Below are 19,149 nucleotides of genomic sequence, written 5' to 3' on the forward strand. Positions count from 1 at the left end.
TAGAGAACGGGGCCCTTGCGGCCCCGTTTTTGTATCTATCGTTGGTCTAAGCTCTGCACGGGCTTGTGAATTGCGCTCTGACATCCGATGTGGCCTGATTTGAATATGGTAACGCAGATGCACAAATCCCCTCGAAATGGCCCGCGCGCGATGGTGCGCGCCTTGGTCCTTACGCTGCTTTTGGCGGCAGCGGCGATGCCTGCAAGGGCTGAGGATCGCTTTGATGCCTTGCGCAACGATCCCCAAATTCATGAGGGTCTTTTGGTCATCTCAATCGGGCGATTGGTGCGCAATCATTGTGACAGTATCAATGCACGGATTATGCGCGCTTGGGCTTTTGCACGAAGTTTGGTTGATCGCGGCATATCCTTGGGCTATTCGCGTGCTGAGCTAGAAGACTATCTCGACAGCGATGCTGACAAAGCACGATACCGTGCCCTAGCAGCGGCCTATCTGGCAGAGCGCGAAGCAAGTGTCGAAGATGCCCAATCTATGTGCAGATTGGGCCGCGACGAAATTTCTTCGCAGTCAGCCGTTGGCAGATTGCTTGTTGAGGGTTAGAAGGCACCAAAAGCGAATTTGCAGGGCATAAATTCCAGACCCGCCCTGAGGCCAACGAAGGACCGCGCGCATGAGCGACCTGAGAAAAATCGTAATTGATGGGAATGAGATCGAGGTGGAAGGGGCGATGACCCTGATCCAAGCTTGTGAAGTGGCAGGAATCGAAATTCCGCGCTTCTGCTATCACGAGCGCCTCTCCATCGCGGGCAACTGCCGGATGTGTTTGGTTGAGGTTGTGGGTGGCCCCCCCAAACCTGCGGCCTCTTGCGCGATGCAGGTGCGCGATTTGCGCCCTGGCCCAGAAGGTCAGCCGCCTGTGGTGAAAACCAATTCGCCTATGGTGAAGAAAGCCCGCGAAGGGGTCATGGAGTTTCTTCTGATCAACCACCCGCTTGATTGTCCAATCTGTGACCAAGGCGGTGAATGTGATCTGCAAGATCAGGCCATGGCTTACGGCGTGGATTTTAGCCGGTATCGCGAACCCAAACGTGCCTCAGAAGATTTGGACTTGGGCCCCTTGGTCGAAACCCACATGACGCGCTGCATTTCCTGCACGCGCTGCGTGCGCTTCACCACCGAGGTGGCAGGGATCACCCAAATGGGCCAGACAGGCCGTGGCGAGGATGCAGAGATCACCTCTTATCTTGGGGAAACCCTGAATTCGAACTTGCAGGGCAACATCATCGACCTGTGCCCCGTGGGCGCGCTGACCTCCAAGCCTTATGCCTTTACCGCGCGGCCTTGGGAGTTGAGCAAGACCGAGACTATCGATGTGATGGACGCGCTTGGCAGCAATATCCGCGTGGATACAAAAGGGCGCGAAGTGATGCGTATCCTGCCGCGCAACCATGATGGCGTGAACGAGGAATGGATTTCGGATAAAACCCGCTTTGTGTGGGATGGCCTGCGCCGCCAGCGGCTTGATGTGCCCTATATCCGCGAAAAAGGTAAATTGCGCAAAGCAACGTGGGGCGAGGCTTTGGCCAAAGCCGCGGAGGCGCTGAAAGGCGCTAAGAAAATTGTCAGTCTCGTGGGTGATTTGGCCCCCGTTGAGGCGATTTTTGCAATGAAACAGATGATCGAGGGTCAAGGTGGCGTTGTAGAATGCCGCACCGATGGCGCGAAATTGCCCGAAGCCAATCGCGCGGCCTATGTGGGCACAGCGGCGATTGAAGATATTGATCACGCAGATCATATCATTCTAATCGGCACCAACCCCCGCCTTGAGGCCCCCGTGCTCAATGCGCGGATTCGCAAAGCATGGGCGCGCGGCGCAAATGTCGAGGTGATCGGCGAAGAGGCTGATCTGACCTATGACTATGCACATCTGGGCACAGATCGTGCGGCCTTGGAGAATACCTTGTCCCGTGCGGCAGGGGCGGTCGCAAAACAGGCATCACTGGTCATCATCGGCCAAGGGGCCCTGCGTGAGGCCGATGGCGAGGCGGTTTTGGCCGCAGCGCAAGCCTTGGCTGAGAAAACCAAATCGGGCCTCTTGGTCTTGCACACGGCCGCGGCCCGCGTGGGCGCGATGGATGTGGGCGCTGTTACCAAGGGGGGGCTGCCCGCCGCGGTAAAAGATGCGGATGTCATCTATAACCTCGGCGCAGATGAGGTTGAGATCGCCGATGGTGCCTTTGTTATCTATCAAGGCAGCCACGGGGATCGTGGCGCGCATCGTGCGGATGTCATTCTGCCTGCTGCAGCTTATACCGAAGAAAATGGCCTCTTCGTAAACACCGAAGGGCGTCCGCAATTGGCGCTGCGCGCGAATTTCCCCCCCAATGAAGCCAAGGAAAATTGGGCGATTTTGCGCGCGCTTTCCGCTGAATTGGGCGCGACATTGCCTTACGATACCCAAACCCAATTGCGTCAGGCCTTAGTGAAAGCCGTGCCGCATTTGGCTATGGTGGACGAGTTGCCCGCGAATTCAGGCGCGGCTCTGACGCAAAAGGCCTTGGGTAAGGCAGATTTCAAATCGGCCATTGCAGATCATTACCTAACCAACCCGATTGCCCGCGCCAGCCAATTGATGGCCGAGCTATCGGCGAATGCAAAGGCGCGTAATGCGGCCGCATTGGCGGCTGAATGAAGAAATGATGTTCCGCGATTTACATCATATTATCTCGAAACGGGGTTCTATGATGGTCGCGGGGCTGATATGGGCGGGCTTAGGCCTTGCGGGATGCCAGACCATTCCGCGTTACGATTAAGGGCCACCCGCTTTTTATGACGGTGTAGAGACAAGACTACTGGACGACGACTTGGTGAATTTCATCGTGCAAATGTCAGGCGCGGCCACGACAAGTAATGTCGAGGACTATGCCAAATGTGCGGCAGCGCAATATGCGCTGATCCGCGAATATGGTTTTGCGCGACATGTGCGCACAAATGTATACGAAGAGGGTGGCATTTGGCGCGGAGATGCGGTTTACACCATCTCGCCATCGCTCCCGCTCGGGTCGCAAACGATAGATGCAGAAGTCATCGTTGCGGCCTGTCAGGATAACGGCATACCGACGGTTTGAGGACGACATGGACGGTTTCTTATCAACCACGCCCGGAATGATGCTGATCATCGCAGCACAATGTTTGCTTGTGATCGGCTTTGTGATGGTTTCGCTACTTTTTCTTGTTTATGGCGACCGCAAAATTTGGGCGGCTGTTCAGATGCGCCGCGGCCCCAATGTGGTGGGTGTGTTTGGCGTGTTGCAGACCGTGGCCGATGCGCTGAAATATGTCGTGAAGGAGGTCGTGATCCCCGCAGGTGCGGATCGCCCCGTATTCCTTTTGGCGCCAATGACCAGTTTTGTCTTGGCCATGATTGCTTGGGCGGTGATCCCGTTCAACGATACATTGGTTTTGGCCGATTTGAACGTGGCAATCCTGTATGTTTTCGCGATTTCCTCGCTTGAGGTTTATGGCGTGATCATGGGGGGATGGGCGTCCAACTCGAAATACCCGTTCCTTGGCTCTTTGCGCTCGGCAGCGCAAATGATCTCTTATGAGGTGTCCATTGGTCTGATCATCGTTGGGGTAATCATTTCGACTGGCTCGCTGAACTTTGGCGATATCGTGCGCGCGCAGGACGGGGATTTCGGCCTGTTCTCGTGGTATTGGTTGCCGCATTTGCCGATGGTGTTTTTGTTCTTCATCTCGGCGCTTGCTGAAACCAACCGCCCGCCCTTCGATCTGCCCGAAGCGGAATCGGAATTGGTCGCGGGCTATCAGGTTGAATATTCTTCGACACCTTTCTTGCTGTTCATGGCCGGCGAATATATCGCGATCTTCTTGATGTGCGCGCTGATGACGCTGTTGTTCTTCGGCGGTTGGCTATCGCCCATTCCAGGGGTCGCAGATGGCGCGCTGTGGATGGTCGCTAAGATGGCCGTATTCTTCTTCTTCTTCGCGATGGTAAAGGCGGTTGTGCCGCGCTACCGCTATGACCAATTGATGCGCATCGGTTGGAAAGTGTTCCTGCCTATGTCTTTGGCTTGGGTCGTCTTGGTCGCTTTCCTTGCAAAGTTTGAACTCTTTGGTGGGGCATATGCCCGTTGGGCAATTGGGGGCTAAACGATGACACAGATCGATTATATCCGCGCTGCAAAATATTTCTTGCTGGTCGACTTTTTTAAAGGCTTCAAGCTGGGCTTTAAGTATTTCTTTGCCCCCAAAGCGACCGTCAATTACCCGCATGAAAAGGGGCCTCTGTCGCCGCGTTTTCGCGGTGAACATGCGCTGCGCCGCTATCCTAATGGCGAAGAACGCTGCATCGCGTGTAAATTATGCGAGGCGATTTGCCCCGCACAGGCGATCACGATTGACGCAGAACCCCGCGAGGACGGCAGCCGCCGCACCACGCGCTACGATATCGATATGACCAAATGCATCTATTGCGGTTTCTGCCAAGAGGCTTGCCCTGTGGATGCGATTGTTGAAGGGCCGAATTTCGAATTCGCCACTGAAACCCGTGAAGAACTGTATTACGACAAGGCCAAACTTCTGGCCAATGGTGAGAGATGGGAAGCGGAAATTGCCCGCAACCTAGAGTTGGACGCGCCGTATCGGTAAGTCCGAACCCGTGAGTGTGTAAAATGAGTAACGAGTTCCCCCAGAATCCTTTCGAGGCATTGATGCGCCAAACGCAAGAGATGACACAGGACTTCCTCAAGGCGGTTAACCCCGCCATGGCGAATATTACTGCGTCAAATCTTGATAAACTTTGGCCCACCATGCCCGCCGAAATGATGGAGGCTTTCTTTGGAAAGCAATTCAATCCTGGGGGTTTGGACGCGAAAACGCGGCTGCTTTTGACCCTGCATGGTCTGACCGTTCAGGGCGCATTGGCCGAGGCGCAAATCCGTATGACGGTGCGCCACGCGGTCGAGGCAGGGGCAAGCCCGCAAGAGATTGCTGAGACCATTGGCATGGCCGCTATGTTTGGCGGTGTGCCTGCGATGAACAAAGCGATGGAACTGGCCAAAGCGGCCATTGACGAAGGCGAGGACTAAAATATGGGCGTGGCCGATATCACCTTCTATGCGTTTTCAACCGTTCTGGTTGCCGCAGCACTTTTGGTGGTGCTGGCCCGCAACCCCGTGCATTCGGTTCTGTGGCTGATCCTCAGCTTCCTGTCTGCCGCGGGTTTGTTTGTCCTTTTGGGCGCTGAATTTGTCGCGATGCTGTTGATCATTGTCTATGTGGGCGCGGTGGCGGTGCTGTTCCTCTTTGTGGTGATGATGTTGGATGTTGATTTCGCCGAACTTAAGGCGGGAATGGCGCAATATATGCCACTTGCGCTTTTGATTGGTGTGGTTTTGTTGATCCAACTGGGCCTTGCCTATGGCACATGGGCCTTTTCAGATGGGATTGATACCCGCTTGGGCAATCCAACCCCCGCAATCGATCAGATGCACAACACCAAAGCTTTGGGGATGATCCTTTATGATCATTACCTGTTGGTGTTCCAATTGGCAGGTTTGGTTTTGTTGGTTGCGATGGTGGGCGCGATTGTTCTGACGCTGCGCCACCGCGTGGACGTCAAGCGCCAGAATGTCTTGGCGCAGATGTATCGTGATCCTGCGAAAGCGATGGAACTAAAAGACGTAAAGCCTGGTCAAGGGCTGTGACATAAGCGGGGCTTTTAGCCCCGCAGAATATTGAATGACCATGAGGGAAACCCCCTCGGAGGGACGAAATGACGATCGGACTGGAACACTACCTAACGGTGGCGGCTGCGCTCTTTGTGATCGGGATTTTTGGCATCTTCCTCAATCGGAAGAATGTCATCGTGATCCTGATGTCAGTCGAATTGATTTTGCTATCGGTGAATATCAACCTTGTCGCGTTTTCCTCCTATTTGGGGGATTTGACAGGTCAGGTCTTTACCATGTTCGTCCTGACAGTCGCCGCGGCAGAGGCCGCGATTGGTCTTGCGATCCTTGTCTGTTTCTTCCGCAACCGTGGCACCATCGCGGTTGAAGATGTTTCGAATATGAAGGGCTGAGCCGATGGAAACGATCCTGCTTTTTGCACCGCTCATCGGCGCGCTTTTGGCTGGCTTTGGCTGGCGGTGGTTTGGTGAACAACTCGCCTGCATCATTGCAACCGCGCTTTTGTTCTTGTCGATGATCCTGTCTTGGGCCCTGTTCATCGGGTTTGATGGCGAAACCTATTCCATATCAATCCTGCGTTGGGTGGAATCAGGCAGCCTGTTCACGGATTGGGCCATTCGCATTGATCGCTTGACGGCGATTATGTTGATTGTGATCACCTCTGTCTCGGCGCTCGTGCATCTGTATTCCTTTGGCTACATGGCGCATGACGACAATTTCCGCGAAGGCGAAAGCTATCGCCCGCGGTTCTTTGCCTATCTGTCGTTCTTCACCTTTGCCATGCTGATGCTGGTGACCGCGGATAACCTGCTGCAACTCTTCTTCGGGTGGGAAGGGGTAGGGGTCGCCTCCTATCTTTTGATTGGCTTCTATTTCCGCAAGCCAAGCGCAGGTGCGGCGGCGATGAAGGCCTTTATCGTCAACCGCGTTGGCGATTTCGGCTTCTTGTTGGGGATCTTCGGTCTGTATTGGATGGCGGACTCGATCCAATTTGATGTGATTTTGCCGATGGGTGCGGAACTGGCAGAGCAAAGCTTTGCCTTCCTCGGCTTCGAGGTGAATGCCGCCAATACAATCGCAATGCTGTTGTTCATCGGCGCGATGGGGAAATCGGCGCAGCTCTTGCTGCACACATGGTTGCCTGACGCGATGGAAGGCCCGACCCCTGTATCCGCGCTGATCCACGCTGCAACCATGGTGACGGCGGGGGTCTTCTTGGTCTGCCGTATGTCGCCGATTATGGAATACGCCCCCTATGCCACAAATTTCATCATCATCCTTGGCGCGCTGACCGCGTTCTTTGCGGCCACTGTTGGATTGGTGCAGAACGACATCAAGCGCGTCATCGCCTATTCCACCTGTTCGCAATTGGGATACATGTTCGTTGCGGCAGGGGTTGGGGTTTATTCGGTGGCGATGTTCCACCTCTTTACCCACGCATTCTTCAAGGCCATGCTGTTCCTTGGCGCAGGCTCCGTCATCCACGCGATGCATCATGAGCAGGATATGCGCAATTACGGCGGATTGCGGAAGAAGATTCCCTTTACATTCGCGGCCATGATGATTGGCACATTGGCCATCACGGGCGTTGGTGTCCCGCTGACCTATTATGGCTTTGCAGGGTTCCTGTCCAAAGACGCGGTGATTGAAAGCGCCTATGCCTTTGGCGGTGGATTGGGCCATTACGCCTTCTGGATGTTGGTGATCGCTGCTGCCTTCACCAGCTTCTATTCATGGCGTTTGATGTTCCTCACCTTCTTTGGCACCCCGCGGGGTGACAAGCACACGCATGATCACGCACATGAAAGCCCTGTGGTGATGTTGATCCCGCTTGGCGTTCTGGCCTTTGGTGCGGTGTTTGCAGGTATGATCTGGCTGAAGCCGTTCTTTGGGCATCCAGATGAGGTCGGTAAATTCTTTGGCGTCCCCTATGCTGAGGCGATGGCCCATGGTGAGGGGGACGCAACCCATGGCACCGAAGGTCACACCGATGCGGCCATGGCCAAAGAAGGTCATGATGCCACCCATGCCGCCACGCATGAGGGTACAGCCGAAGCTGAACATCACTATGTCTTTAAGGGCGTACCCGGGGAAGGGGCCATTCACCAAGCCCCTGACAATACCGTTCTCAATGACGCGCATGAAGTGCCCAAATGGGTCAAAGTTGCGCCGTTTATCGCGATGTTGGGCGGGCTACTTGTGGCTTACATCTTTTACATAGCTGTCCCAAGCCTTCCTGCCCGTTGGGCAACGGTCAACCGCCCGCTTTATCTGTTCTTGCTGAACAAGTGGTATTTTGACGAGATTTATGACGCGGTCTTTGTGCGCCCTGCTCAGACGATTGGCCGTGTCTTTTGGAAGCTTGGCGATACCAAAATCATTGACGGGGGGATCAACGGCCTTGCCCTTGGGATCATCCCCTTCTTAACCCGCCTCGCAGGGCGTGCGCAGTCGGGTTACGTTTTCCATTATGCATTTGCCATGGTGGTCGGTGTGGTAGCACTGATCACATGGATCAGCCTTTCGATCGGAGGCTAAGGGATTTCCATGGACAACTTACTTTCCATCGTCACCTTCCTGCCTATGGTTGCGGCCCTCATCCTTGCGCTGTTTTTGCGCGGCGAGGATGAGGCGGCACAGCTTGGAGCCAAGCGTTTGGCGCTGGCAGCCACCACCGCAACCTTCCTGATCTCCTTGGCGATCCTTGTGCAATTCGATGCGAATGACACGGGCTTCCAAATGGTGGAAGAACGCGAATGGCTCTTTGGCCTCAGCTATAAATTGGGTGTAGACGGGATCAGCGTGCTATTCGTTCTGCTGACCACATTGTTGATGCCGATTACAATTGCTGCCTGTTGGGGCGTAGAGCATCGCGTCAAAGAATACATGATCGCGCTTTTGGTTCTCGAAAGCCTGATGATCGGCGTCTTTGTGGCATTGGATTTGGTTCTCTTCTACCTGTTCTTCGAAGCAGGCCTGATCCCGATGTTCTTAATTATTGGGATTTGGGGCGGCAAAAACCGCATCTATGCGGCGTTCAAATTCTTCCTCTACACCTTCCTTGGTTCGGTGCTGATGCTGGTGGCGATGGTGGCGATGTATATTGATGCGGGCACCACCGATATCCCCACATTGTTGACACATGAATTCTCGGCGGCAGGTATCAGCCTCTTTGGATGGCAGATTGCAGGTGGGATGCAGATGTTGCTTTGGCTTGCTTTCTTCGCGTCCTTTGCGGTCAAAATGCCAATGTGGCCTGTCCATACGTGGTTGCCCGATGCACACGTTCAGGCGCCAACCGCAGGCTCTGTGGTTCTGGCGGCAATTTTGCTGAAGATGGGCGGATACGGTTTCTTGCGCTTTAGCTTGCCAATGTTCCCAGTCGCCTCTGACATCATGGCGCCATTGGTGCTGTGGATGTCTGTGATTGCGATCATCTACACCTCACTGGTCGCGATGGTGCAAGAAGATATGAAAAAGCTGATCGCTTACTCATCAGTTGCGCATATGGGATATGTGACGATGGGGATTTTCGCCGCCAATCAACAAGGTGTAGATGGCGCGATTTTCCAAATGGTCAGCCACGGCTTTGTTTCGGGGGCTTTGTTCCTCTGTGTTGGCGTCATCTATGATCGCATGCATACGCGCGAGATTGATGCCTATGGCGGTCTGGTAAATCGGATGCCCGCTTATGCGGCGGTGTTCATGCTGTTCACTATGGCCAATGTGGGCCTTCCTGGCACATCGGGCTTTGTCGGCGAATTCCTGACCTTGATGGGTGTTTTCCATGTGAACACGCTGATTGGGCTTTTGGCGGCAACAGGCGTGATCTTGTCGGCGGCCTATGCGCTCTGGCTCTATCGCCGCGTGGTGTTTGGTGACCTGATCAAGGAAAGCCTGAAATCCATCACCGACATGACCGCGCGCGAAAAGGCGATTTTCGCGCCATTGGTGGTGATGACCATTCTATTGGGTGTCTATCCGAGCCTCGTCACCGATATTATTGGCCCCTCGGTAGAGGCGCTTTTGTCGAATTATCACACAAGCGTTGCGGAGTTTGCCCCCGCAACTGCGCTTGCAGCCAGCCATTGAGGAATTTCTAATGATCGGCGCAGACCTCGCAGTTTTGATCCCAGAGATTGTCCTGTCCATCTATGCGATGGCGGGGCTGATGTTGGCTGTTTACACAACCAAAGATGGCATGGCGCCTGCCTTGACCTACGCGACCGCCGCAGTCTTTGCGATTATGGCGCTCTATGTCGCGGCAACAGGTCAAGGCGATGCAAGCAGCTTTGGTGGCATGATCGTGGTTGATGATTTTGCGCGCTTTGCCAAAATTGTGATCCTTTTATCCGCGGCGGCAATTTTGATCGTGGGCCAAGAGGCGATGCAGAAATCGGGCCTTGGTCGGTTTGAATATCCGATGATTGTCACCTTGGCGGTTGTTGGCATGATGATCATGGTGTCTGCTGGTGATTTGATCGTGCTTTACATGGGGTTGGAGCTGCAATCCCTAGCCCTTTATGTGGTTGCCGCCTTGCGCCGTGACAGCGTGCGCTCAACCGAAGCGGGCCTTAAATATTTCGTACTTGGCGCTCTCTCCTCGGGTCTATTGCTCTATGGCGCGTCCCTCGTTTACGGCTTTGCGGGCACCACGCTTTTTGCGGGCATAATCGAGGCATCGATGGGCGGTATGTCTTTGGGTATGGTGTTTGGCCTTGTCTTTATGGCGGCAGGTCTGGCCTTCAAAGTATCAGCGGCCCCGTTCCATATGTGGACACCTGATGTTTATGAGGGCGCACCGACCCCTGTGACAGCCCTTTTTGCGACAGCGCCGAAAATGGCCGCAATGGGGCTATTTGCCCGTTTGGTCTACGATGCCTTTGGCATGGCCATTTCCGATTGGCAGCAGATTCTTGCGGCCTTGGCGGTTTTGTCGATGTTTGTCGGGGCCATTGCAGCCATTGGCCAAACTGATATCAAACGCCTGATGGCTTATTCCTCCATCGGGCATATGGGCTTTGCCCTGATGGGTCTGGCTTCTGGCACGGGGCAGGGTGTCGAGGCGATGCTGATCTATATGGCGATTTATGTGACCATGAATATTGGTGTTTTCTCCTTCATCATGTCGATGGAGAAAGATGGTTACCCCGTCACCGATATCTCTGCCTTGAACGGCTATGCTACCGCACAATCGGGTCAGGCCTTGGCGGTTTTGGTGCTGATGTTCAGTCTCGCAGGTGTCCCACCCATGTTGGGCTTTTTCGCGAAATACGCGGTCTTGGTAGCGGCTGTTGATGCGGGCTTGGTTTGGTTGGCCGTGGCAGGGGTCATCGCCTCTGTGATCGGCGCCTACTATTATTTGCGTATCGTCTATTTCATGTATTTTGGCGAACCGCGCGAAGGCCTAGATGGGCGGATGTCGATCATCCAATTCTTGGGCCTGACGATTTCCGCCGTGGTCATGATTGCGGGCATTGTGAATTTGTTCGGTATTGACCATTTGGCGGCCAACGCGGCGCAGGCACTTGTGCGCTGACAGCACGGCGGTTGAACGGGTCATTTTGGCCCGTGTCGACAGCACCATGGCCGAAGCGGAGCGGCGCTTGCGCGCCGCGCCGCTAGAGCGACCCACATGGATTTTGGCCCATACCCAAGATGCGGGATATGGTCGGCGGGGGCGGGCATGGCGCGCCCCCCTTGGTAATTTCACAGCCTCACTTATCCTGCCACTCAACTGCCCCCCGCAAGAGGCAGCTTTGCGTTCGTTCACCGCAGCGCTGGCCTTGCGTGATGCTTTGTCCAGTTATGTGGCGCCTGACGCATTGACCTTAAAATGGCCCAATGATGTGCTACTTGAGGGCCAGAAAATCGCGGGCATCCTGCTGCAAAGCCGCGGGATCGCTGCGGGCAAGCAGGGGCATTTGGTGATCGGCATCGGTGTGAACCTTCGACACAGCCCAAATGTGGCGGGCCTTGAGGAGGGCGCGCTTGCGCCCATTGATCTGTTCAGCGTTGCAGGCCGATGCCCAGACCCTGAAACCTTTTTAGATCAGCTGACCCCGCGCATGGCGCATTGGGAGGCGCAGATCTCTCAGCAGGGTTTTGCCCCTGTGCGCGCCGCATGGATGACCCACGCGGCCAAGCGCGGCCAAGTCATTTTGGCGCGTTTGCCCAATCGGGACATTCGTGGCGTTTTTGACGATGTCGATGAAACTGGTAATCTGATATTAACCACGCCAAGCGGGCCTTGTGCCATTGCGGCGGCGGATATTTATTTTTAGGGGGCGTGCGAGATGCTTCTTTGTGTGGATTGCGGCAATACGAATACGGTGTTTTCCCTTTGGGATGGCGCGCAATTTCTGTGCACATTGCGCACCGCAACCGAGCATCAACGCACCGCAGATCAATATTACGTTTGGTATTCAACCTTGATGGATCATTATGGGCTAAAACCCAAGATTGACGCGGTGATTATCTCCTCAACTGTGCCGCGCGTGGTCTTTAACTTGCGCGTTTTGTGTGATCGCTATTTCGACTGCCGCCCGCTTGTGGTTGGTAAATCTGAGTGTCTCTTGCCTGTGCCGCCACGGGTGGATGCAGGCACGCAAGTGGGGCCTGACCGCTTGGTCAATACCGCGGGCGCCTATGATCGCCATGGCGGCGATTTGATTGTGGTGGATTTTGGCACAGCAACTACCTTTGACGTTGTGGCCGAAGATGGCGCTTATGTGGGTGGTGTCATTGCGCCGGGCGTCAATCTTAGCCTTGAAGCATTGCACCACGCAGCCGCCGCCTTGCCCCATGTGGATGTGACAAAACCGCAATCGGTGATTGGCACCAATACGGTGGCTTGCATGCAGTCGGGCGTGTTTTGGGGCTATGTGGGCCTTGTGCGCGGTATTTGTGACCGCATTCGCGCCGAGCGCGACCGCCCGATGCGGATAGTTGGGACAGGGGGGCTTGCGCCACTCTTCTCTACGGGCGATGTGTTGTTTGACAGGATCGAAGATGATCTGACCATGCATGGTCTGACCGTGATCCATAAATATAACGAGGAACAGGCAAGCTGATGAGCGATCGAAACAGGCTGATCTATCTTCCCCTTGGCGGGGCAGGTGAGATCGGAATGAACGCATATGTCTATGGTGTTGGAGAACAAGGTGCGGAGCGTTTAATCCTTGTCGATTGCGGCGTCAGCTTTCCCGACATGGATGGTCAACCGGGCGTTGACCTGATCCTACCTGATATCGCGTGGTTGGAAGAACGTGCAGATCGCCTTGAGGGGATTTTCATCACCCACGCCCATGAAGATCACGTTGGCGCCCTCGGCCATTTGTGGGGGCGCCTGCGCGCGCCTGTTTACGCCCGTAATTTCACGGCCATCCATGCCCGCCGCAAATTGGAAGAGGCGGGTCACGACCCTGATCAGGTGCGGGTCGTTGGTGCCTATCCCAAAGTGGTGGAAGCAGGCCCTTTCAAGGTGCAATTTGCCCCCGTCTCGCATTCCATCCCTGAAAGCTCGGGCCTTGTTATCGACACGGAACATGGCCGCGTAGTGCATTCGGGTGATTTCAAAATCGACACGAACCCAATGGTCGGCGAACCTTTTGACGAAGCCATGTGGGGTGAGATAGCAGGGAAGGGGGTCTTGGCCTATATCTGTGACAGCACCAATGTGTTTTCGCGCCATGAAGGGCGCAGCGAAAGCCAGTTGCCAGAACCCATCACAGCGCTGATTGGGCGCGCGCGGGGCATGATGGTGGCGACCACCTTTGCCTCCAATGTTGCGCGGGTAAAAACCTTGGCCGATGCCGCAGTGGCCAATGGCCGTTCCGTCTGTCTGCTAGGCCGTGCAATGCAACGCATGATCCGCGCCTCGGTCGAGGCAGGCGTGCTGACTGATTTCCCCTCGACCGTGTCAGTTGAGGAGGCCCGCGATATCCCACGCGAAAACCTTATGCTGATTGTGACAGGCAGTCAGGGGGAGCGGCGGGCAGCCTCGGCGGCCCTATCGCGTGGCTCTTATTTGGGGATGGAGCTCAAAGAGGGCGATATGTTCCTCTTCTCGTCCAAAACCATTCCAGGCAACGAGGTCTCTGTGGGGCGCATTCAAAACGCGCTTGCAGAAATCGGGGTAGAGATCGTGGATGAACAATCGGGCTTTTTCCATGTGTCGGGCCATGCCAATCGCCCCGATTTGGAAAAGATGCATGATATTTTGCGTCCGCGTATCCTTGTGCCCAATCATGGTGAATTCCGCCATTTGCGCGAACATGCGCGGCTTGCCATGGAAAAGGGAATGCTTGGCCTTGTTGCGCCAAATGGCACAATGTTGGAATTGTCAGGCAATGCGCCCGCTGCGGTCGAATATGTCGAGGTCGCGCGCGATTACCTAGATGGCAGCACACGGGTGGGCGCCTATGACGGGGTGATCCGTGATCGCATGAAACTGGCCCTAAATGGCCTCGTGATTGCGGCGCTGATTGTCGATGAGGATGACAGCTTGATTGAAGATGCGTGGGTCGAGCTGCGTGGCCTGCCAGATCATTTGCGCAATGGCCATGGCAGTTTAACCGAGATGCTCGAGGATGAATTGGCCGATCTTCTGCCGCGTCTGGATCGCAAGATCACCCGTGATGACGACAAGATTGAGGAGGCGGTGCGCCGCGCCATCCGCCAATCTGTTCAGGCCGAAATCGGCAAAAAGCCTGAGGTCAGCGTGATTATCAGCCGCCTTGTCGCTGAATAAAAAAACGCCCCAAGATGGGGCGTTTTTTTATTCTTCTGATACTGGTTCAGCGGGGGTTTCTGGCCCTTCCGCCTCAGGTTTTTCTTTAGGTTTGCGCGGGCTGCGCTTGCGCTTTGGCTTTGGGGCCTCCTCAGTGGCGGCCACTGGTGTCTCAATCTCTTGCGCCTCAGCTTGGCTCTGCTCATCCTCTGCATCGGCAGGAACATAGCTGCTGCTTAGCCCGCGGCGTTCGTCAAAGCTGAGCGCGATGAAGCTTGGCAAATGCTCACCCATGCCAACAACACGATGTCCGCCACCTTGTCCGCCGCGATTGCGTCCGCCGCGCTCATGGCGGTCATGGCTGCGCTCGGGGCGCGGCGCCGCGCTGCTCGGCGTTGGCTGGGGCGGGGTGTTGTCTTCGGACACCTCTTTGGGCGCTTCGGTCTGTGTTTCAGTCTTTGCTGTGCTGCCTTCATCGCCCTCGTGCGACTTGCGGCGACCACGCCCCCCGCGGCTGCGGCGGGGTTTGTCGCGCTCATCATTCGCCGCGTCCGCTTCATGAGGCTTTTGCTCGCTTGTGGGGCTCCATGGTAGGGGCTCATCAGTCGGAATGGGCTTGCCAATCAAGGCCTCAATCGCTGTGAGATATTTTTCATCTGCAGGCACCGCGATGGTGATTGCGCGGCCCTTACGCCCTGCGCGGCCCGTGCGGCCAATACGGTGGACGTAATCCTCGGCGTGAGAGGGGACGTCATAATTAAACACGTGGCTTACGCTTGGCACATCAAGGCCGCGCGCGGCCACATCTGAGGCCACAAGAAAGCGAAGGCTTCCTTCGCGGAACCCATCCAAGGTGCGCATGCGTTGCGATTGATCCAAATCGCCATGAATAGGGGCGGCATCCAGCCCGTGTTTCTTCAACGATTTTGCGACTATATCGACATCCACTTTGCGATTGCAGAAGATGATGGCATTTGTGCAACCCTCGCCCTCTGCGGCAATCGCGGCGCGCAGCATGGTGCGCTTTTCTTTCGCGCTTGTGTCGCGGCGGGTGGGTTTGAAGGAAAACAACGCCTGCGTGATGGTGTCGGATGTCGTGGATTGGCGCGCCACTTCGATCCGCGCGGGATTAGACAAAAAGGTTGATGTGATCCGCTCAATCTCTGGGGCCATCGTGGCAGAGAAAAAGAAGGTTTGGCGCGTGAAGGGCGTCAGCGAGAAAATCCGCTCAATATCGGGGATAAAGCCCATATCCAACATGCGGTCGGCCTCATCCACCACCATGATCTGAACGCCCGTCAACAGCAGTTTGCCGCGCTCGAAATGATCCAAGAGACGGCCCGGTGTTGCGATCAGAACATCGACACCCCGATCAATCAGAAGGTCTTGCTCTTTGAATGACACCCCGCCAATCAGCAGGGCCTTGGTCAGTTTCAGATGCTTGGTGTAGGTGTCGAAATTTTCGGCCACCTGTGCCGCCAATTCGCGGGTGGGACAAAGAACGAGGCTACGTGGCATCCGCGCCCGTGCCCGACCCCGTGCCAAAAGCGTGATCATGGGCAATGTGAAACTGGCAGTTTTGCCTGTGCCCGTCTGGGCAATCCCCAAAACATCGCGCCCTTCCAATGCGGGGGGGATTGCGCCTGCCTGAATGGGGGTTGGGGTTTCATACCCTGCTTCAGATATAGCTTTCAGAACCTTCGGATTGAGGTTTAGATCGGTGAATTTGGTCATATGCGTCCGTTCTGGCCAGTCTCAACCGGCATATGTGAAGGAGCGCATATCCTCGCGCGCTCCGCGGCGTGATCCTTGGCCAGATTGCCAAGAATGGACAAGCATTTAGCCGAAACCACGGCAAGGGTCAAACGGGGTGTTAAACCATCAATTCCTTGGTCGCCGAGAGCCGCACATCGGGGTAGTCGCGTTCGACACGATCAATGTCCCATTGCAGGCGCGTCAGATACACAGGGTCGCCATCATTATCGACCGCCATATGTTGTTTATTGGCGGTCGCAAATGCATCGACCTTATCGCGCGCGCCATGCACCCATCGGGCCGATGTGAATTGGCTGGCTTCAAAACGCACGGGCAGCCCGTATTCCAGTTCTATCCGACTGGCGAGAACCTCGAATTGCAGCGCGCCCACAACACCCACGATAAAACCTGAGCCAAGTTGTGGCTTAAAGATTTTTGCCGCCCCTTCTTCGGCGAATTGCATCAGGGCCTTTTCAAGGTGTTTGGCTTTCATCGGGTCGCCTGCGCGCGCCACTTGCAACAATTCAGGCGCGAAACTGGGTATCCCTGTAAAGCGCAGCGCCTCCCCTTCGGTCAGGGCATCCCCGATGCGCAACTGCCCGTGATTGGGAATGCCGATAATGTCGCCTGCCCATGCCTCCTCCGCCAATTCGCGGTCAGCTGCGAGGAAGAGCACGGGGTTGGATACAGCCATCGGTTTCTTAGAGCGCACATGATGCAGTTTCATGCCCCGCTCAAAATGTCCTGACGCCAAACGAATAAACGCCACGCGATCGCGGTGTTTTGGGTCCATATTGGCCTGAACTTTGAACACGAAGCCCGTTACCTTGCCTTCTTCTGGCGCAATTTCGCGCGGATCGGCCGTTTGCACCTGTGGCGCGGGGCCGAATTCGGCAATGCCCTCCATCAATTCCCGCACCCCAAAGGAGTTGATGGCCGAGCCGAACCAAATCGGGGTCATCGCACCCGCAAGGAATGTGGCGCGATCAAAGGCGGGCAGCAATTCGCGCGCCATCTCGATTTCCTCGCGCAGCTTGGCAAGCTGTGCTTCGGGGATGTGATCCGCAAGTTTCGGGTCGTCTAGCCCACTCATTTTGACCGTTTCGGCAACGCGGTTGCGATCTGCGCGATCCATCAATTCAAGCCGATCATGGATCAGGTCGTAGCACCCCAAGAAATCGCGCCCCATCCCAATAGGCCAACTGGCGGGGGCCACATCAATCGCAAGGTTCTCTTGGATTTCGTCAATGATTTCGAATGTGTCGCGGCTTTCGCGATCCATCTTGTTGCAAAAGGTGAGGATGGGCAAATCGCGCAAGCGGCAAACCTCAAAGAGTTTTTGGGTCTGGCTTTCTACGCCCTTGGCCCCATCAATCACCATGATGGCAGCATCCACCGCCGTAAGCGTGCGGTAGGTATCCTCTGAGAAATCGCTGTGGCCTGGGGTGTCGACAAGGTTAAAGCGGAACGCGCGGTAATCAAAGGACATGGCCGAAGCCGAGACTGAGATGCCGCGATCCTGTTCCATTTTCATAAAGTCCGAGCGCGTGCGCCTTGCTTCGCCTTTGGCGCGCACTTGACCCGCCATTTGAATCGCACCGCCATAAAGCAAGAATTTCTCGGTCAGCGTGGTCTTGCCCGCGTCTGGGTGGGAAATGATCGCAAAGGTGCGTCTGCGCCCGATTTCAGGCGGCAGGGCAGGGCGATTGGCGAGGGGTGAAGGCGATATATCGGACATGGAGCGCGGTATATGGCGCGATGCGCCCTTTGGAAAGGGGGATGATGCGGCAGGGTGAAGAGAATATGCTATGGGTTAGGGCGTTTTTTGCCACCCAGTGAGGCCTCGTAAAGCGCTTTGGCGGGATCACCCTCTGCGCGGGCAAGCGCCAGCGCGTCAAGCTCAAGCGCGGTGCGTAATTCGGGGCTCAGATCGGGCGCGGCGGTTGCAAGGATCGCTTCGGGCAAGGCGGGGCGGGTTTGTCCTGTAACCATCAGGCTTTCGACCGCGATCCCGTCGGCATAAAGGATTTCGTGACGATCAAGCAGGATTTGGAACCCATCAAAGAAGCCGCCCTCAAGCCGTGTGATGGTGCTGCCATTGATCAAATGGGCGGCCTTGACCATGACCTCAGCGCGGCCTGTGCCAAGCATATCTTGGCGTTGCCATACAAAGAGGCGATGGTTCGGCATCAAAACCAAATCTCGCGCCGTGTTTAACGCGCCTTGGCGGATCAGCACGGGCGCTGTGCTGCCTGTGCCGCGCAACACAGTGCGCCCAATCCACCGAATAGGCTGCGCCCCATTTTCGCGGGTCAGCAGCAGATCGCCCTCTTGCAGCGCCTCAACGGCAATTTGTGCGCCAGAGGCACGGGTAAGGTGCGTGCCTGCCAAAAAGGACAGGCAGGCAATATCAGCAAAGCGCAGCGATGCTGTTTCGGCCTCAGAGCCCACCAATTCATAATCTTCACCCGGCTCAAGATTGCACAGCGACAGGATGTAATGGGCGGGTTGGCCTGCAGGCCAGATTGTCAGGGTCAGGATTTCGGCCAAAGTCCCGTCTGGGGTCATCAATTGGTGACAGGCTGCAATCGTCAGCTTGTCGCCTGCACGGCCCAATTGACTGCCTTCGGCCACCAACTGCGTGCCATCGGCATCATCCCGCATGGCAAGGGTGAGGGCGCTGGCATCTTTGCGCATGCGGTAGATATCGCCTGCCTCCACCTCGTCAAAGGTGCCAAGCGCATCGCCTTCATTGGCGCCGCGATCCACGCAGAACTGCGTGGCAGGATAAACATCGAATTTTAATTGCGCGGGTAAGCTGGCCATTTCACCCTCCTTTTTTCTCAATAGAAACGGGGCAGGGCGCGGTCAAGCGGCGCTTTTGGTGAAAGGTAAATCTCACGCAAGACTGGATTTGGCAGCAACAGGCACCTAACTTGCCCCCAGAGGCGCGCTTGCGCGCAAGGAAAGATGGTAAAGAATGCGAGG

Annotated in this window: 16 protein-coding genes and 1 pseudogene; 14 read left to right on the plus strand and 3 right to left on the minus strand. The window is 55.8% G+C overall.

Annotated features, from left to right (window positions below; genetic code table 11):
- Window positions 1–117 precede the first annotated feature (117 nt).
- The 14 genes and pseudogenes from AAC632_RS07070 to AAC632_RS07135 all read left to right on the plus strand — a co-directional run bounded on the left by AAC632_RS07070 (window position 118) and on the right by AAC632_RS07135 (window position 14,427).
- Entirely contained in the window at window positions 118–561 is a 444-nt protein-coding gene (locus AAC632_RS07070) for a DUF5333 domain-containing protein (RefSeq protein WP_340297342.1), read from the plus strand.
- A gap of 70 nt (window positions 562–631) precedes the next feature.
- Entirely contained in the window at window positions 632–2,653 is a 2,022-nt protein-coding gene (gene nuoG / locus AAC632_RS07075; protein ID WP_340297341.1) for an NADH-quinone oxidoreductase subunit NuoG, read from the plus strand.
- 136 nt (window positions 2,654–2,789) lie between these two features.
- A pseudogene (locus AAC632_RS07080) lies at window positions 2,790–3,089 on the plus strand (hypothetical protein); the annotation flags it as partial.
- Between the two features lie 7 nt (window positions 3,090–3,096).
- Window positions 3,097–4,134, plus strand: a complete 1,038-nt coding sequence (nuoH, locus tag AAC632_RS07085; protein ID WP_340297340.1) for an NADH-quinone oxidoreductase subunit NuoH — start codon at window positions 3,097–3,099, stop codon at window positions 4,132–4,134.
- A gap of 3 nt (window positions 4,135–4,137) precedes the next feature.
- Entirely contained in the window at window positions 4,138–4,632 is a 495-nt protein-coding gene (nuoI, locus tag AAC632_RS07090; protein WP_340297338.1) for an NADH-quinone oxidoreductase subunit NuoI, read from the plus strand.
- A 23-nt stretch (window positions 4,633–4,655) separates the two neighbouring features.
- Entirely contained in the window at window positions 4,656–5,072 is a 417-nt protein-coding gene (locus AAC632_RS07095; protein ID WP_340297336.1) for a carboxymuconolactone decarboxylase family protein, read from the plus strand.
- A 3-nt stretch (window positions 5,073–5,075) separates the two neighbouring features.
- Window positions 5,076–5,690 carry an NADH-quinone oxidoreductase subunit J gene (locus AAC632_RS07100; protein ID WP_317656051.1) on the plus strand — a complete coding sequence of 205 codons (615 nt, stop codon included), beginning with the start codon at window positions 5,076–5,078 and terminating at the stop codon, window positions 5,688–5,690.
- Between the two features lie 68 nt (window positions 5,691–5,758).
- Window positions 5,759–6,067, plus strand: a complete 309-nt coding sequence (gene nuoK, locus AAC632_RS07105) for an NADH-quinone oxidoreductase subunit NuoK (protein ID WP_317656049.1) — start codon at window positions 5,759–5,761, stop codon at window positions 6,065–6,067.
- A gap of 4 nt (window positions 6,068–6,071) precedes the next feature.
- A complete protein-coding gene (gene nuoL / locus AAC632_RS07110; protein ID WP_340297334.1) occupies window positions 6,072–8,213 on the plus strand; it encodes an NADH-quinone oxidoreductase subunit L in 2,142 nt (713 codons plus the stop codon).
- 9 nt (window positions 8,214–8,222) lie between these two features.
- Window positions 8,223–9,767, plus strand: coding sequence for an NADH-quinone oxidoreductase subunit M (locus tag AAC632_RS07115; RefSeq protein ID WP_340297333.1), 1,545 nt, complete (start codon window positions 8,223–8,225; stop codon window positions 9,765–9,767).
- Between the two features lie 10 nt (window positions 9,768–9,777).
- On the plus strand, window positions 9,778–11,214 hold the full coding sequence (nuoN, locus tag AAC632_RS07120) for an NADH-quinone oxidoreductase subunit NuoN (protein ID WP_340297331.1): 1,437 nt from the start codon (window positions 9,778–9,780) through the stop codon (window positions 11,212–11,214).
- Window positions 11,204–11,959 (plus strand): biotin--[acetyl-CoA-carboxylase] ligase, encoded by a 756-nt coding sequence (locus AAC632_RS07125; RefSeq protein WP_340297329.1) that lies wholly within the window; start codon window positions 11,204–11,206, stop codon window positions 11,957–11,959. The genes nuoN and AAC632_RS07125 overlap by 11 nt, the downstream gene beginning before the upstream one ends.
- Before the next feature lie 12 nt (window positions 11,960–11,971).
- Window positions 11,972–12,748, plus strand: a complete 777-nt coding sequence (locus AAC632_RS07130) for a type III pantothenate kinase (protein WP_317656040.1) — start codon at window positions 11,972–11,974, stop codon at window positions 12,746–12,748.
- A complete protein-coding gene (locus AAC632_RS07135) occupies window positions 12,748–14,427 on the plus strand; it encodes a ribonuclease J (RefSeq protein ID WP_340297327.1) in 1,680 nt (559 codons plus the stop codon). The genes AAC632_RS07130 and AAC632_RS07135 overlap by 1 nt, the downstream gene beginning before the upstream one ends.
- A 27-nt stretch (window positions 14,428–14,454) precedes the next feature.
- On the opposite strand, the gene AAC632_RS07140 is transcribed toward AAC632_RS07135, so the two are convergent.
- The 3 genes from AAC632_RS07140 to AAC632_RS07150 form a co-directional block, all read right to left on the minus strand.
- Window positions 14,455–16,140: a DEAD/DEAH box helicase gene (locus AAC632_RS07140; protein WP_340297325.1), complete on the minus strand. Its 1,686-nt coding sequence runs from the start codon at window positions 16,138–16,140 to the stop codon at window positions 14,455–14,457.
- A gap of 139 nt (window positions 16,141–16,279) precedes the next feature.
- Window positions 16,280–17,899, minus strand: coding sequence for a peptide chain release factor 3 (locus AAC632_RS07145; RefSeq protein WP_340261164.1), 1,620 nt, complete (start codon window positions 17,897–17,899; stop codon window positions 16,280–16,282).
- Window positions 17,900–17,967: 68 nt separating this feature from the next.
- Window positions 17,968–18,987, minus strand: a complete 1,020-nt coding sequence (locus tag AAC632_RS07150) for a Hint domain-containing protein (RefSeq protein WP_340297324.1) — start codon at window positions 18,985–18,987, stop codon at window positions 17,968–17,970.
- Window positions 18,988–19,149 lie beyond the last annotated feature (162 nt).

Origin of the sequence: Roseobacter sp. HKCC-CH-9351, from assembly GCF_037830295.1 — a bacterium.
Lineage (GTDB): Bacteria > Pseudomonadota > Alphaproteobacteria > Rhodobacterales > Rhodobacteraceae > M30B80.

Bases quoted from the DNA above. Each gene is read 5' to 3' on its own strand.
- AAC632_RS07145 (WP_340261164.1), bottom strand. From the start codon at position 17,899: ATGTCCGATATATCGCCTTCACCCCTCGCCAATCGCCCTGCCCTGCCG.
- AAC632_RS07140 (WP_340297325.1), bottom strand. From the start codon at position 16,140: ATGACCAAATTCACCGATCTAAACCTCAATCCGAAGGTTCTGAAAGCT.
- nuoK (WP_317656049.1), top strand. From the start codon at position 5,759: ATGACGATCGGACTGGAACACTACCTAACGGTGGCGGCTGCGCTCTTT.
- AAC632_RS07135 (WP_340297327.1), top strand. From the start codon at position 12,748: ATGAGCGATCGAAACAGGCTGATCTATCTTCCCCTTGGCGGGGCAGGT.
- nuoN (WP_340297331.1), top strand. From the start codon at position 9,778: ATGATCGGCGCAGACCTCGCAGTTTTGATCCCAGAGATTGTCCTGTCC.
- nuoL (WP_340297334.1), top strand. From the start codon at position 6,072: ATGGAAACGATCCTGCTTTTTGCACCGCTCATCGGCGCGCTTTTGGCT.
- AAC632_RS07095 (WP_340297336.1), top strand. From the start codon at position 4,656: ATGAGTAACGAGTTCCCCCAGAATCCTTTCGAGGCATTGATGCGCCAA.
- AAC632_RS07130 (WP_317656040.1), top strand. From the start codon at position 11,972: ATGCTTCTTTGTGTGGATTGCGGCAATACGAATACGGTGTTTTCCCTT.
- AAC632_RS07115 (WP_340297333.1), top strand. From the start codon at position 8,223: ATGGACAACTTACTTTCCATCGTCACCTTCCTGCCTATGGTTGCGGCC.
- AAC632_RS07070 (WP_340297342.1), top strand. From the start codon at position 118: ATGCACAAATCCCCTCGAAATGGCCCGCGCGCGATGGTGCGCGCCTTG.
- nuoG (WP_340297341.1), top strand. From the start codon at position 632: ATGAGCGACCTGAGAAAAATCGTAATTGATGGGAATGAGATCGAGGTG.
- AAC632_RS07150 (WP_340297324.1), bottom strand. From the start codon at position 18,987: ATGGCCAGCTTACCCGCGCAATTAAAATTCGATGTTTATCCTGCCACG.
- AAC632_RS07100 (WP_317656051.1), top strand. From the start codon at position 5,076: ATGGGCGTGGCCGATATCACCTTCTATGCGTTTTCAACCGTTCTGGTT.
- nuoH (WP_340297340.1), top strand. From the start codon at position 3,097: ATGGACGGTTTCTTATCAACCACGCCCGGAATGATGCTGATCATCGCA.
- nuoI (WP_340297338.1), top strand. From the start codon at position 4,138: ATGACACAGATCGATTATATCCGCGCTGCAAAATATTTCTTGCTGGTC.